The sequence below is a fragment of the Terriglobales bacterium genome (assembly GCA_035561515.1).
Taxonomy (GTDB): Bacteria; Acidobacteriota; Terriglobia; order Terriglobales; family Acidobacteriaceae; genus DATMXP01.
This window is the reverse complement of the sequence record DATMXP010000024.1, coordinates 235,051-249,857: the sequence shown is the minus strand read 5'-3', so window position 1 is coordinate 249,857 and position 14,807 is coordinate 235,051. Positions and strand designations below refer to the sequence as shown.

At 55.6% G+C, this 14,807-nt stretch carries 13 protein-coding genes; 7 read left to right on the top strand and 6 right to left on the bottom strand.

Going from position 1 to position 14,807, the window contains the following annotated elements:
- Nucleotides 1-82 precede the first annotated feature (82 nt).
- From VN577_12220 to VN577_12210, 3 genes are all read left to right on the top strand, one after another.
- On the top strand, nucleotides 83-3,580 hold the full coding sequence (locus VN577_12220; GenBank protein HWR15588.1) for a PAS domain S-box protein: 3,498 nt from the start codon (nucleotides 83-85) through the stop codon (nucleotides 3,578-3,580).
- Nucleotides 3,581-3,970: 390 nt separating this feature from the next.
- Nucleotides 3,971-4,492 carry a sigma-70 family RNA polymerase sigma factor gene (locus VN577_12215; protein HWR15587.1) on the top strand — a complete coding sequence of 174 codons (522 nt, stop codon included), beginning with the start codon at nucleotides 3,971-3,973 and terminating at the stop codon, nucleotides 4,490-4,492.
- Nucleotides 4,493-4,595: 103 nt separating this feature from the next.
- On the top strand, nucleotides 4,596-6,416 hold the full coding sequence (locus VN577_12210) for a DUF885 domain-containing protein (protein ID HWR15586.1): 1,821 nt from the start codon (nucleotides 4,596-4,598) through the stop codon (nucleotides 6,414-6,416).
- Nucleotides 6,417-6,487: 71 nt separating this feature from the next.
- Here the strand turns inward: VN577_12210 and VN577_12205 are convergent, their stop codons facing one another.
- Both VN577_12205 and VN577_12200 read right to left on the bottom strand, forming a co-directional pair.
- Nucleotides 6,488-7,030 carry a DUF1059 domain-containing protein gene (locus VN577_12205; protein ID HWR15585.1) on the bottom strand — a complete coding sequence of 181 codons (543 nt, stop codon included), beginning with the start codon at nucleotides 7,028-7,030 and terminating at the stop codon, nucleotides 6,488-6,490.
- Nucleotides 7,031-7,042: 12 nt separating this feature from the next.
- Entirely contained in the window at nucleotides 7,043-7,312 is a 270-nt protein-coding gene (locus VN577_12200) for a hypothetical protein (protein HWR15584.1), read from the bottom strand.
- 480 nt (nucleotides 7,313-7,792) lie between these two features.
- Between VN577_12200 and glmU the strand changes: the two genes are divergently transcribed.
- On the top strand, nucleotides 7,793-9,214 hold the full coding sequence (glmU, locus tag VN577_12195) for a bifunctional UDP-N-acetylglucosamine diphosphorylase/glucosamine-1-phosphate N-acetyltransferase GlmU (GenBank protein HWR15583.1): 1,422 nt from the start codon (nucleotides 7,793-7,795) through the stop codon (nucleotides 9,212-9,214).
- On the opposite strand, the gene yvcK is transcribed toward glmU, so the two are convergent.
- The 3 genes from yvcK to VN577_12180 all read right to left on the bottom strand — a co-directional run bounded on the left by yvcK (nucleotide 9,211) and on the right by VN577_12180 (nucleotide 11,557).
- Nucleotides 9,211-10,275 (bottom strand): uridine diphosphate-N-acetylglucosamine-binding protein YvcK, encoded by a 1,065-nt coding sequence (yvcK, locus tag VN577_12190; GenBank protein ID HWR15582.1) that lies wholly within the window; start codon nucleotides 10,273-10,275, stop codon nucleotides 9,211-9,213. The genes glmU and yvcK overlap by 4 nt on opposite strands.
- Nucleotides 10,276-10,284: 9 nt before the next feature.
- Nucleotides 10,285-10,881: a tetratricopeptide repeat protein gene (locus tag VN577_12185; GenBank protein ID HWR15581.1), complete on the bottom strand. Its 597-nt coding sequence runs from the start codon at nucleotides 10,879-10,881 to the stop codon at nucleotides 10,285-10,287.
- 235 nt (nucleotides 10,882-11,116) lie between these two features.
- Entirely contained in the window at nucleotides 11,117-11,557 is a 441-nt protein-coding gene (locus tag VN577_12180; protein HWR15580.1) for a CYCXC family (seleno)protein, read from the bottom strand.
- Between the two features lie 140 nt (nucleotides 11,558-11,697).
- Between VN577_12180 and lepB the strand changes: the two genes are divergently transcribed.
- Entirely contained in the window at nucleotides 11,698-12,243 is a 546-nt protein-coding gene (gene lepB, locus VN577_12175) for a signal peptidase I (GenBank protein ID HWR15579.1), read from the top strand.
- A gap of 71 nt (nucleotides 12,244-12,314) precedes the next feature.
- On the opposite strand, the gene VN577_12170 is transcribed toward lepB, so the two are convergent.
- Entirely contained in the window at nucleotides 12,315-12,506 is a 192-nt protein-coding gene (locus VN577_12170; GenBank protein ID HWR15578.1) for a hypothetical protein, read from the bottom strand.
- A 300-nt stretch (nucleotides 12,507-12,806) separates the two neighbouring features.
- Here VN577_12170 and carA point away from each other — a divergent pair, with 300 nt between their 5' ends.
- Both carA and VN577_12160 read left to right on the top strand, forming a co-directional pair.
- The gene (carA, locus tag VN577_12165) at nucleotides 12,807-13,940 is read left to right on the top strand and encodes a glutamine-hydrolyzing carbamoyl-phosphate synthase small subunit (GenBank protein HWR15577.1); all 1,134 of its coding nucleotides are present in this window, start codon (nucleotides 12,807-12,809) and stop codon (nucleotides 13,938-13,940) included.
- A gap of 7 nt (nucleotides 13,941-13,947) precedes the next feature.
- Complete coding sequence (locus tag VN577_12160; GenBank protein HWR15576.1) at nucleotides 13,948-14,772, top strand: carboxypeptidase-like regulatory domain-containing protein; 825 nt, start codon at nucleotides 13,948-13,950, stop codon at nucleotides 14,770-14,772.
- Nucleotides 14,773-14,807: the final 35 nt, after the last annotated feature.

Sequence of the window (14,807 nt, the reverse complement as noted above, 5' to 3'; positions counted from 1 at the left end):
CACGGCACCTCTCGGGTAAAAAACCAACGTAATCGACTAGATTCCGTGATATACAAGCCCATTCACCGATGTTCGGGCTCACATGCTTTCTGCGCTAGTCGCGTATGGCTGGTTGGAACGATTGGCCACTGTCGACAACCTTGCCGACACTGCCAGCACCCTCGTCCTGCTGACAGCAGGCGTCCTTATCTACCGCACATTTCGAGAACGATACCTGTTTTTCTGGATTACCGGGTGGTCGGCGTATTTGCTGTACCAGATCGGGGCGACTCAAACCTGGGGAGGGGCATACAGCCGTTCCACGGTGGTCCTGACGTACGCCGCATTTCTGATCTCGGCGGGTCTCTTTGCCTCAGCGGTATTCGATTACCTACAAAGACGGCGGTGGCTGATTGTCGTGGGGGCATCCACGGCGGCCGCGATGGCGATCGTGGTTTGGAAAGTCTGCCTTCCTAATAGCCCCGTGGAGCAGTTGGAATGGGTGTTCCAGATCCTATACAGGGTTGGAACCTTCTCGGCAGCCATCCTGCTGGTGCGGTTCAGCCGGGGGCGACGGCAGGCTAGTCCCTGGGTGATGTCGGTGATGCTGTTCCTGATGCACATCGACTTTGACATCAGCACGGCGCAGGACCACGCGAACTTCGACCTGTTGATCCAGAGCCTGCTTGGGCTCAGCATGCTGCTGCTGGTACTGGATGAGTCCCGAACGCGAACGCGGCGGCTGGATGTCGTCAACGAAGTGATTGGGACAGTGGCGACGGCCGAGGACGAACATGCCGTCATGCTGGTGGCGCTGCAGCAGATTAAGCGACTCATGTCGGCGAAAGCCGTTTGGTTTCGGCTCATTGTGGGCGACCAGATGGAGATGCGCGCACATGTCGGGCTTACGGATGCGTTCTTGCGGACGAGATGGAGAATTCCACTCGAAGGACCGTACGGAAGCGAACTGATCCAAGGCGGAGAGCCGATCATTCTTTACCGCCGCAATCAACACCAGCAGATCCTGGAGACTTTGCACGGAGAAAAACTGGATCACATGGTGGTTATTCCGGTGCAGGGGAAGGCGACTGTAATCGGGATACTGGTGGTTGGAAACTCACATTCCCGTCACTACCGGCCAGACGAGTTGCGATTCCTGGCCGCGGCAGCCCGGCAACTCGGTATCGCGATCGAAAACCTGCAGTTGATCGCGAAAATTCTCCGTTCGCAGAGACAGTGGGCGAACACGTTTGACGCCCTGCCGGATCCGATCCTTGTGCATGACGATAGTCACCGGATCATCAAGGCGAACCGCGCATTGCTGAATAAGTTGGGCACCAGCCAGGAAGCGGTGGTCGGGCGAACCTGCGGATCGGTGCTGCCGCATTTCCAGTCGACATGGAAGGAATGCCCGTACTGCGAAGGTTTCGCCAGCGAGTTTCGGGACCAACCGGACCCCTGCTTTGGCGGCTTCGCAACAGTTTCGACGACGACCTATGTGGCGGACGAAAACGGTCCTGGCGGAACTGTACACATTATCCGCGACACTACGGCGAGAAGGGCGGCAGAAGAGAGATACCGGACACTGTTCGAGCAGGTACAGGAAGGCGTGTTCGTATCGACGCCGGACGGAAGAGTCATCGACTGCAACGACGCGTTCGTTCACCTGCTCGGGTACGAGAGCCGCGACGACGTGCTGTCAAAAGAGATTGCGCAGACGTTCTATGCGCATCCGAGCGATCGCAACGTGTTCCTGCAGAAGATGCAGAAGAATGGAATGGTGAAGAATTTCGAGGTCAACCTGAAGCGTAAGGACGGCTCCATGGTGACAGTCCTCGAGAATAGCTATGCATCAAAGACGGCTTCAGGAAACATCATCCGGTATCACGGCGTGTTGCTCGACATCACGGAGAAGAAACGGGCCGAAGATGAAGTACGGCGCAGGAACCGCGAACTGGAAGCGCTGAACTCGATCGCGGTGCTGGCCAGCCAGTCCTTCGACATGGACGAGATCATTAACCTGGCCCTGCGGCACCTGATCGACATCTTCATGGCTGATACCGCAGCCATCTTCCTTTTCGATCCCGACCGGCAGGTGCTGCGGCGCGCGGCAGCGTTTGGACATCGCTCGGAACTAGGCAGCAATCTCGGCAGCGTTACGATCCCAGCAGATTTTCGCGAGTTGCTGGCGGAAAACCACGTGGAGATCATCACCCAGCGTGAACTGGAGATGCTGCCCAATGAATTCAAGGCATTCGTTGGGGCGGAAGGTTTGCAGTCGTGGGCTTGGGTAGTGATGTGGTCCGGCGGAAAACTTCTCGGCGTGCTGGGCATCAGCAGCCGACGCCAGAATGCATTCTCCGACCGTGACGAAGGGCTGATGATTGCGCTCGGCCGGCAACTTGCGAACAGTACCGAGAAAGTTCGACTGTACGAAGAGACCTCAAAAGCATACGAGCATTTGCGTTCGACGCAGGAGCAGTTGCTGCAAAGCGAGAAAATGTCGGCGGTCGGGCAACTGATCTCAGGCGTGGCGCACGAGCTGAATAATCCACTGACGGCAATACTTGGGTATTCGCAACTTCTGGAAGGGGAAGACCTCACTGAACATCAGCGCGAGTTTGTGAGCAAGCTCTACAAGCAGGCGCAGCGTACCCATCGCGTGGTGCAGAACCTACTGTCCTTTGCGCGCCAGAGAAAGCCGGCAAAGATGCCAGTGGACGTGCGGCGGATCGTAGAAGACACGCTGGCTTTGCGCGACTACGACCTGAACATTCACAACATCCAGGTGGAGCGCAATTTCCCTTCGACACTCGGGGCGGTTGTAGCCGATGCACACCAACTCGAACAGGTATTCCTGAACATCATCAACAACGCGGTAGATGCAATCCTGGAGCGTTCGCGAGGCGGCAAACTGGAAGTCAGCATTGTCGTGCAGGACGCGCACGTCTCGCTGGAGTTCCACGATAGCGGGCCTGGAATTAAAGAAGTGAACAGAATTTTCGATCCCTTCTACACAACGAAGAGTGTGGGCAAAGGGACCGGGTTGGGGCTGAGTATTTGCTACGGCATCATCAAAGAGCACGGCGGCGACATCCGGGCCTACAACCATCCGTCTGGAGGTGCTGTACTGCAAGTGGTGCTTCCAATGGCGGCAGAAGCAGCGGTATCGAAGACAGCAGATCTCAGCGAAAGATCGGTTCCGCTGCAGGGACGGGTGTTGATTGTGGATGATGAGGAGGCGGTGCTGGATTTCGAGCGGGAAGTGCTGGCCGGCGCCGGCGCTCAAGTGGTGTGCCTGAACTCGGCGGAACTGGCGATCGCGACTCTCGCCGCGGAACAGTTCGACGCCATATTGGTGGACAGCGCAATGCCGGGTGCGCTGAACGGTATCGATGTCTATCGTTGGCTGGCCGAGCACCGTCCTGAATCAAAAGGACGGGTGGTGCTCACGCTGAGCAGCTTGACAGATAGCGAACTGCGCAAGTATTTGGAGGAGAATGGTATCTCGTACATCAGCAAGCCATTCGAGGTATCGGACTTAATTGCGCTGACGGCAAGCGCTATGCAAGCAAATAAAAGTGCAGCCTCTGCCAGTTAAGTACCAACCGTTCCTGTCTTTTTCCCATCAAATCTAGATTCCCCGCAAGTGAATTGCAGACTCACTTTATCCCCTTCAAGTTCCGAATGTTGGTACTTGTGTACCACATTCTTCAAAGTTGATCCCGCCACAAAGAGCCTGAGGGAAGTTCCGTTACGTCCCGGGAAACTCTTCTTAAGTGTTGAAAAAGAGCAGGTTGGCTGATTTTCCAAAGTAAAAGCAGGCGTTTATTGCTGATGGGCATGGTGCTTGCACTAACTACAGGCGTTGCGCAGGACGATGCGGCAGCAACTCTGAAGTGGCTTGGCAAGTGCAGTAATGAAGGCGACCCAGCCCCCAGGTTCGGGTCCCCAATAGCAGAAATCAAAGATTTAGCAGACAGGGGGACTAATGGCGAGCATCATCATCAACGCAAAACTTACAGGGTTTGCTTACGAAATTCCCGCTCTGATGGAGCGTACGGCCAGCCTGAAGGCCATCTACCAACAGCACCAGAACCGGATCTACAACTTAGCTTTTTATTTGACTGATAACGAACTTGCCGCGGAAGAATTGACGTCGCGGGTATTCCTGAATACATTCGCCGTTAACTCGACGCCTTCGGCTGAAGTGCTGGATACGGCACTGGTGAATGAGATCCGCTCTACCGCTCCCATTGGAGACTTGACGCTGGACGAGCCCGTTGCCAACCAAACTGCCAATGCTCGCAAGAATGTGAAACGTGCCGTGCTCGAACGCGCGGTTGTGCAGATTCCGCACACAGAGAGACTGATTTTCCTGATGCACGACGTAGAAGGCTACGATCACAGCCGCATTGCCCGCACCCTGGGCATCAACACAGACGAATCGAAACGAGGACTGCACCAAGCGCGCCTGGCACTGCGGCGAGCGGTGTCCGAAATAAAGTTCTGAACCCCCCAAGCAACATTGCTCCTCTCCTAAAAGGCCCCTTTTCATAAGGGGCCTTTTTTATGATTGTCTGCCCGGCGCGTATACTCCTGAGCCGGAGTGATCTATGCGCAAAATTCTTCTATTCGCGATGTTAACTGTTGCACTGATGGCGACAGCACAAAAGAAACCCATGGCTACCGACACGACACAGCGTGACCCAAAGTTCGCCAAGATGGCCGAACAATATATGTACGATTCGCTGGCCCTTTCGCCGGTAAACGCTAGCTATGCGGGACACCACAAGCACACTGATCCGAAGACAAAGAAGATCATCGAGCTAGACGCGATTCTGGATGACGTGAGTTCGAAGGCCTATGAAGAACAGGTCGCGTTCTACAAGAATTGGCAAAAGCGGTTTAAGTCCGAAGTGAAAGTCGACTCGTTGAATCTGCAGGATCAGGCTGACTGGTTGCTGATCAACGACAATATCGCGTTTTCGCTGCTGCAACTGGAGAAAATTCAGGACCATCGTTACAAGCCCACCGTATTTGTGGAACTGATCGGTAATGCGCTTTTCCTGCCATTGTCCCAGAGCTATGACTCGCAGGAGGTGCGGGCTGGGCACGTTTTGTCACGTGTGGAGCAGATACCGCGGTTTGTGGAGCAGGTGAAGAAAATCCTCGTCGAGGCGGACCCGATCTATATCGAGACTGCCAAATTGGAAAACGAAGGCAACATCGACCTGATCCAGACGACTGTGAAAGAAGCGATCCCGGCGGGCTCGAATTTGCAGGCGAAGTACGACAAGGCCGTGCCAAAAGCGATTGCGGCGCTGAAGGATTTGACCGCATGGTTCGACAACGATCTGGCGAAACGAAAGACGACTCGCACGTGGCGGCTTGGTCCCGACCTTTACCAGGAGAAGTTCCGCCTGGTCATGCAAACGCCGGTGACGCCGGAACAAGTGCTGGACACGGCCGAGAAGGAACTGAAGTCGACCAGGGCGGAAATGCTTGAGATCGCCTTGCCGATGCATAAGCAGATGTACCCGGACCATACGGACCACAGTGATCTGGCTGAGCACCAGCGCGAGAACACGATCATCAGCGAGACGCTGGCGAAGGTATCCGATGAGCATACGCAGCGCGACAAACTGATCGACACGGTGAAGGGCGACATCGAGGGCATTAGGCAGTTCATCCGCGACAAGAAAATCGTTGCACTGAGCGATCGCGAGAACCTGAAGGTGATCCCGACTCCTCCGTTTATGCGCGGGATTTATTCCGTGGCAGGATTCGCGAGCGCGCCTCCGCTGGAGCCGAATGCTGAGGCACAGTACTGGGTGACGCCGATTGATCCGAAAACGCCGGAAGATCAAGCGGAGTCGAAGCTACGCGAGTACAACAAGTATGCGCTGCTGTGGCTGACGATCCACGAAGCGCTGCCCGGACATTACATCCAGTTTGAACACGCGAACAGCCTGCAACCGGAGGGGCGGCGAGTGCTGCGCGCGCTGTTCGGAAATGGTGCCTACGTTGAAGGATGGGCCGAGTACATCGCGCAGGTGATGATGGATGAAGGCTTCCTGGATAACAATCCGAAGTTTCATCTGGTTATGCGGAAGCTGCGGCTGAGACTGCTGGCGAATTCGATTCTCGACGTGCGCATGCATACCCGGAACATGACCGATGAGCAGGCGATGGACCTGATGGTGAAGGACTGCTTCCAGACGCAGGCCGAGGCCGACGGGAAACTGCGGCGGGCGAAGCTGAGCTCAACACAGGTGCCGACCTACTATGTCGGAAAGAAAGACTGGCTCCAGTTGCGGAAGGATTATCAGGACGCAATGGGTGCAAAGTTCAATATGGCCGAGTTCCACAATATGGTGCTCGATCAGGGGCCCGTGCCGATCATGTATCTGCGGAAGATTGTGATGCCGCAATAAGTCGCTTTAGTGCGAAGGGCGAAGCTTTCGGGCTTCGCCCTTTTCTTTTTCGCGGCTAAGCAGTTGACCGGCTATGCTGCGCGACGCGTGTGGATCGCGTCTTGTATGCGGCCGCGGCTGGCTTCGTCCAAAGTGGGCTTGCCATGGACGTCGCGATGATGGCGCTCGATGTCCGCCCAAAGTTCATTGGCCGATGCCATGGAAGTCTCCCAACGGCAGTCGGCGTTACCCGCATCGGAGCAGCGATAGCTATGGCGGTCGCCGGTCGCTCCTGTGCCAGCGCCGGGCGTTTCACTTGTGCCCGGAGTTAGGTCGCCGCTTTCGTCCTGAATGTCACCGGCATTCGGTGAAACCGGACCTGCGCCCATGTCGCCCGGAGCGTCTAGATTGCGCGAAGTCCAGCTTTGCGCATTGCGGTCGTCGTCGAGAGGCGAGTCCTCATCACCGGCTGTAGTCTGCTGAGACTTCTTCTTGTCGCGGCTGTAGTTCTCGGTTCCGGAGGTCGGGCCTTGAGGATTGATATTGCCGGTGTTCTCGTTCGTGCCACCGGTCGGGTTATTTGCGCCGTAATCGAGCTTACCGGAACCGGATTTGTTTTTGGGATTGTCGCTCAAGTGATCTCCTTTTCATTCCTGCGGCTTGGGTTTAGCGTCCGGTGGCGGAAGCTTCTCGCCGGGTTTACCGTTGTCGGTGCCGGGACCGTACGGATCCATGCCCTGGTCGCCGCCAGGGTTCGGGTTGTCTGTAACCGGAGAAGTGCCTGGTATATCGGGAGTGGAGTGCATAGTTGTTTGGCCCTGTAACTGTTCTGATGCCAAATCGGGCCATTTTGCCATCGGGTCATCGGGCGATTTTCCAGTGTTGTCACTGCTTTTACGGCGCAAGCCGATGATCATGCTCGTGGAATGCACGAATCACGACAGGCCACTCCAGAATTGTTGCGGGCACGAACAAGGAAATTTGCCCTGCGGATTATCAAGCTGACGCAAGCTCTTCCGCGTTCTCCACAAGCGCAAGTAATCGGGAACCAAGTTCTTCGGTCAGGAACCTCGGTGGGTGCGAATTACCGCGCTGTTTGTAGAGCACGCTCGAAGCCGGACTTCACATCGAAATTGGCGATAGTCCTTGAAGAGGCGGATGAGTCCGTGTATTGGCTCGAATTACTCGTGGAGAGCGGAATAGTGAAACAAGCGAAACTAGCGGATCTGATACTAGAGGCGCGTGAGTTGACGGCGATTTTTGCAGCTGCTCACCAGACTGCCCGTTCGTCGAAGAAACGGCGCTACGTTTAGGAATGGCTCGATTGCCGGATGGCAAAATGGCTCGACCTGGTAAACAATCCGGGAATATTGATGTGATAAAACCAGAGAACCACTATGAAAAAAGGTGAAAGCATCGCTATTGCCATCATGGCTGCGGGGAAGGGTACGCGGCTGAAGTCCAAGCATCCGAAGGTGCTGCACGAAATTGGAGGGAAAGCGTTGCTGCGGCACGTGATCGAAGCTGCTGCGCAAGTCGTGCCGATCGAGGATGTGTACGCGATTATCGGGTATGAGGCGGAACTTGTCCGCAAGGCGCTGGGCGACACGGGGGTGAAGTTCATCCTGCAGGAGGAACAGCGCGGGACAGGACATGCCATCATGTGCGGCCGCGAAGAGCTAAAGAAGTACGAGCACGTGCTGGTGCTCTCGGGAGACACCCCTCTGATCCGGCCCGAAGTGATCGAGCGGCTGCGGGACTTTCATCTGCAGAAGAAAGCGGCGATGACGATTTTGACGGCGGTTCCGCCTGATCCGTTTGGGTTTGGACGCATCGTTCGGAAGAAGAAGGGTGGGAAGGCGAGCGATGAAGTGCAGGCCATCGTGGAGCAGAAGGCCGCGAACAAGCAGCAGCTCAAAATCGGAGAAATCAATACCGGAATCTACGCGTTTGCTTCCAAGCCTCTGTTCGAAAATATCGACAAGCTCAGCACCGACAATGCGCATCGCGAGTACTACCTCACCGACATGGCAGTGTTGCTGGGAAAGGCGAAGCAGAAGGTACTGGCGGTGAAGGCCGGCGAGATGGCGGAAGCTTTGGGCGTGAACAGCCGGGCAGAATTGGTACGTCTCGATGCGCAGATACGAGCGGCGAAGTGTACGGCCTTGATGGACGCGGGAGTGACGATCTATAAGCCCGAGACCTGCACGATCGACGCAGATGTGGAAATCGGGACCGACACCGTAATCGAGCCGTTTGTGCAGTTGCTAGGGAAGACCAAAGTCGGCTCAGACTGCCGAATTCGTTCGGGATCGGTGATCGAGAATTCGGCGATCGGCGATGGAGTGCTGGTGCGGCAGGGCACGATCATGGATTCCGCGAGCGTACACAACGAGGCGATTATCGGACCGTATTCGCACTTGCGTCCCGGAAGCGAGATCAGCGAGAAAGCGCACGTGGGGAACTTCGTTGAGACGAAGAAGGTAAAGCTTGGTAAGGGCTCGAAAGCAAATCACCTGACGTATCTCGGAGATTCGGTGATCGGAGCCGGGGTGAACATCGGCGCCGGGACGATCACCTGCAACTACGATGGCGTGAACAAGCATACGACGACGATTGAAGATGGAGTGTTTGTTGGTAGCGACTCAACCCTGGTGGCACCCGTAAAGTTGGGTAAGGGTTCGTACGTAGGCGCGGGTTCGTGCATCACGGACGAAGTTCCTGCAGATGCGCTGGCGATTGGGCGCGGAAGGCAGATCAACAAAGAAGGCTGGGCCAAAGCGAAGCGGGAAGCGATGGCTGCGGCGAAGAAGTCTTAACTGGCAGCGGTCAGGGCGCGGGCGGTAACGAGCATCATGAGTTGCTCGGCGACGCGGTAGGTGTCGTGACGGGCAACGCCGCGATCTTCCAGCAGAAAGTTGCCGAGGATGGGCTCGACGCCAAGGCTCTTGATAGCGTCGGTGTCGACGATAATCTGCGAAGCGCCTTCGAGCGCGTATTTACCTTTCAATTCGTCGGAGATCGGCTGCGTGTTGACGAGGGCGGCGTCGAAGATCCTCCCTCCGGCGTGGGTGCGGATGGCTCTCAGGTGATCGGCGGCCGTTAATCCAAGGCTTTCATTCGCCTGAGTCATGAGGTTGCAAACAAACACCTTAAGAGCCCTTGATTCGGCGATCGCTTCCGGGATTCCATGCACAAGAAGGTTGGGTATCAGGCTGGTGAAGAGCGACCCCGGGCCTACGGTGATCATGTCAGCGTTGGCGATCGCCTCGAGAGTCTGCTTCATAGGCTGGACGTCGGCCGGAATCATTTCCAGCTTCACGATGCGGTGTTTGCTCGCGGTGATTTTGGTTTCGCCGCGCACGCGAGAGCCGTCGTCCATCAGTGCTTCGAGTTCGCAGTTGGCGGTCGTGGCGGGGTAAATGTGACCACGCGTTGCGAGAATGTCTGACGAAAGACGAACGGCTTCGGCGAAGTCGCCGGTAATTTCCGACAATGCACAAAGGAACAAGTTGCCAAAACTATGGCCTTCGAGCTTTGAGCTTTCCGGAAAGCGGTACTTAAACAGGCGCGACATGAGCGCCTCGTCCTCGGAGAGCGCCACGATACAGTTGCGGATGTCGCCCGGGGGAAGCATGCCGAACTCGCGGCGAAGTCGACCGCTGGAGCCGCCGTCATCAGTGACGGTAACAACCGCGGTTAGTTCCTCGATAACCACGACAGAGGACGCCGGCTTGGCTTCGCCTGTGTAAGGAGCATGCAGTACGTACTGCTTCAGTCCCTTGAGAAGAGTAGAAAGGCCTGTCCCTCCGCCGATGGCGACCACGCGCAACGGACGAATGCCGCCCTTGGCGGCGTTTTTCTGAGCATGAGGGCCCATCTTGTTGCCTTATCTGCGGCCTTCGTTCGACCACGAACCCGTGTCGGAAGCGCCCGGTTCAGGATAAAGGAGTTCGGTGAACCGCGGATCGTCCGCCATGTTGTTGAAGTCGGTATCGCTACGAGCCTGGAAGCGATTGGCTGGGTTTAACTGGATCGCCTGGTTGAGCTTTTTAAGCGACTCTTCCACGTGGCCGGTGAGGCATTCGAGGACGGAAAACCCGTACCAGATGTAATCGAGCTTGGGGTTCTTCGACACAAGCTGTTCAAGATGCTCACGGGCCGTAACGAAGTCGCCAACGTTCATGAGCGACACCACATAGTCATAATGTTCGGCCGGGGTCTTGAACGAAACCGAAGTCTTGGCAAGCTGCTGGTTGCAGGCGTTCAGGTGCACCGAAGCGCGGTCGGCGAGTTCTTTTGGGCCGGAACTAACTATCTTTTGGAAGTAGGCCTTGGCTTTGTCAAACTTGCGCTCCTGCATCGCCCGGAGGCCACCCTCGTAGTTTTGCACAGCTTGTGCAAATTGGGGATCCTGCATGGGAGAGGAGCTGGGTTTGGCCGGTTTCTTCATCGTCAGCGTCTTACCCGTAGGTTTGGTAACCATCTTTATTTTCTTAGTCTTGTGAGCAGAAGGTTTATGTTTAACTGCGACTTTTTTCTTCATCGGGAAGCCGCCTCTGACGATGAACATGCACAGCTTATCTTCGCCTGTGGAAATTCGGCTGAATTGCGAGCACGTTACACGTAACAACGAGAGTACGTCAACCCGAGCTAAATCCAGGCAAATCCGGCTTTGAGGCTCGCCGAACCGCCGGTAAACGGGAAACGGTGTGAGCCGCTTACTTCGCTTGAGCGGCAGTACCTAAGTCAATGTTCTCCCATCCACCCTTAATAATAGCCTGTCTGATCTGCGCTACGCTCTTGCCTTTCTTGTTTTGGTCGTAGGCGAAGTACAACTCCTTCAAACAAGCTGCACAGTGGGCGGCATGAGTCGTTTCATAACACGTACGAAGACTACCGTGACCGATGCGGTCGCAGTAGCAGTAGCACGGCAATTGGTAGAGAACGTTGGGAATCCGCGAAGCCAGTTCGTAGGCACGAATCTGGTAATCGTGCTGGAACGAGGGTCCCCAAAGCTGTTCCCGAGGCAGGATGTTGGGAAGACGAGCACCCTTGGGTGGAGCAGTCTTGTGATAGGCGGGTATCTGAGGCGTATCGCTTTGCGCAAAAAGAGTCAACGCGAGAATCAGCATCAGAACCGCACTCCAGATTGATCGCATACAGGCGATTTTCCTCCACAAGGTGTGTGACATTCTACCGCAAGTCGCTGCTGAGCGCGGGAGCACAACCATTTGCCCGAATATGCGTCTATTTCGATGGGAACAAACCCGGTTTGTGGGCCGTATTAAAATCTAAGCAGATGCAGGAACAAACGTCAGCAGAGACGGGCAGGCGAAACCCCATCGTAGCGTGGATGCGTGACCTGATGATTTCACTCATTGTGTCGGCATTCATCATCATCTTCCTGTATCAACCGGTGAAGGTGGAAGGCACCAGCATGCAACCGGGCCTGGAAGACCAAGAACGAATTTTCATTAATAAATTCGTGTACAGGTTTGGACCTGTAGAGCGCGGCGACATCGTGGTGTTTCATCCGCCGGAGCCAGATTCCAGCAAGAGCTACATCAAGCGCGTGATTGGAGTGGCGGGGGATCGAGTACGAATCCAGGACGGGCGTGTCTACGTGAATGGACAAATGCTGGAAGAGCCCTATGTCCCCGAAGAATACGCCGATCTCCGGTCTTATCCAGAAATCAAAGTCCCGTCCCACTGCTACTACCTGCTGGGCGATCACCGCACGAGTTCCCGCGACAGCCGCGACTTCGGGCCAGTCGACGAGCGGTTCATTTACGGCAAAGCCGTGTTCGTCTATTGGCCGATGGAAAAGCTGGGTAAGTTGCGGTAAACCGGTGAGATTCCAAATAGAAAATCACTGCGGATTACAGAGCTGATCTGCGATCGAGTTGCTTAGAAGACTCAGGGTGTCTTCTGAAATTCGCGCTTTGCCGCCTCGTGCCCCAGAAGGTGCAGGTAGAGCATGGAGTGATCGTCGAACGTCGCTTCGCATCCGAAAGGGCAGCGCAACTGTAACGATGGCTTCACGGGAAGTTTGAACGGATTTTGCTGGCGGGCCGGATGACGAATCGGCATTTCTAGAATTTTTGCCATATAAAACTCACTGCGAGCGCTGAGACTCTCAGCACCTATAATTCTCCTCCCTTTAGGGCGGTGGTACCTTCTTGAGCGACACGAAAGCAAGTGACGAATATCACTGCATTAGGGGCAACGGGGTGAGCAATCGCAGTCGAAGAGCTGCTCGGGGAGGCAGGCGTGAGAAGGACGAAGAAGCCAGGCTGAGGAAAACCTTGGACAAGATGCGAGAAATGCGGGTTCCGAGGCGCTACGAACAGATGGTCAGATCCCGCTCTGCTGCGATAGAATTAATAAAATCCACCCCCGGGAGCAGCAATGCAAGCAGTCCTTGCGCTGGAAGACGGGCGAATCTTCCGCGGCAAAGGTTACGGCGCCAAAGGCGAATGCTACGGCGAAGTCGTTTTTAATACTTCCATCACCGGCTACCAGGAAATCTTTACCGACCCTTCTTATGCCGGGCAAATCGTAGTTCTCACCAACCCGCAGATCGGCAATTACGGCACCACTCCGGAAGACAACGAGGCCAACCGTCCTTATATCGAGGGACTGATCGTGCGCGAGTTCTCGCGGGTGAGTTCGAACTGGCGCTCGCAGGAAGTGGCGGAGGAGTACCTGGAGCGCTACAAGATCCCGGTGCTGGCGGATATCGACACGCGTGCGCTGGTTCGGCATCTGCGTGACAACGGCGTAATGCGCGGGGTGATCTCGACGATCGAGACGGATCCCGAAAAGCTGGTGGCAAAGGCGCGCTCGATCCCGAAGATGGTCGGCACGGATCTGGCGAAGGTCGTCTCGACTAAGAACCGCTACGAGTGGGAGATCGGCGACCGCTCGCACATTCCGGATGAACTTGTCGGCGTGAAGGACGCCGAGCCGAAGCATCATGTGGTGGCGTACGACTTCGGCATCAAGCACAACATTCTGCGGAAACTCGTGGGCGAATGTTGCCGCGTGACGGTGGTTCCGGCCGAAACGTCGGCAGACGACGTGCTTTCGTTGAAGCCAGATGGCGTGTTCCTGTCGAATGGGCCCGGCGATCCGGAGCCGGTGCAGTACGCGGTGAATAACATCCGACAGATGATGGGAAGGGTGCCGATCTTCGGAATCTGTTTAGGCCATCAGCTCACGGGGCTTGCACTGGGCGGAAAGACGTTCAAGCTGAAATTCGGACACCACGGCGGGAATCATCCGGTGAAGAACATGGTCACGGGCAAGGTGGAAATCACGGCGCACAACCATAACTTTGCCGTGGATCCGGATTCGCTGAAGGCAAGCGAGGTGGAACTGACGCACGTGGACCTGAACGACAACACCCTTGAGGGCCTGCGTCACAGGAGCATGCCGCTGTTTTCGGTGCAATATCACCCGGAAGCGGCGCCGGGCCCGCACGACTCGCATTATCTGTTCAAGGATTTCGTGAAGATGATGGAGGACTGGAAGGGGAAGTAGTCTCCTGATGATGCGAACACTCTACATCCCTGCAGTCGCTCTCGCCCTCTTCGGTTCATCGAGCGCAGACGTTCATGTGTTCGAGCCAAGACAGGTTCGGAGCGTCTGTGGGGTTGTTCTGGCCGGAGGGAAAGCTGTCGCGGGTGCGGCAGTCAAATTGCAATCAGAGAAGCAGGATCGAATCATCGCAGAAGCCGAGACGGACAAAGAAGGGCGATATCTGTTCAAGTCGATTTCCAAAGGCAAATACTGGGTGCAGATCGAATCGCCAGTGGGCGTCGGTGCAGTTTTCGTTGTTTTGAAAAAGCCCAGCAGTTCCGTTTGCACAGAATTGATTGAGACCAATATTCATCCAGGACAGCTCCCTGACGACGAAAATAGTGTGGTCAGAAATTTGAGTGGCGATGTTCATGTCGATTCGAAAGTTGAACCCTCAGAAATTGCGATCCAACGTCCTTTGGAAACGCCGCTTCCCATCAGCGAATGCCCGGGCGAGGAAATTCAACCTAACCTCGTACTCAACCGACCGACCCGTATAACCGGCTATTTGCGTGATGAAACAACAGCGCCCTTCAGAAAATCGCAAATGGTCTTGCGGAAGTACAAACCTCCTTCAACATTCGCGGACGCAAGAACCATATCAACAGGCGAAGACGGAACGTTTGATTTCGGAGTTATCGAGCCAGGCACGTATCGCCTGCTGGCTTCGCCTCATCGCGGGTTCGCGCAACCTGACAAATTGGATTGTTATGAACAAACAGATTGCAAGTTAGACATTGTCCTAGTGGCCAATCCTACCGATTTGCCCTACGCGGCCTGTCCGATTAAGTAAGTTAAAACCGACAACCGATAACCGACGACCAGAAA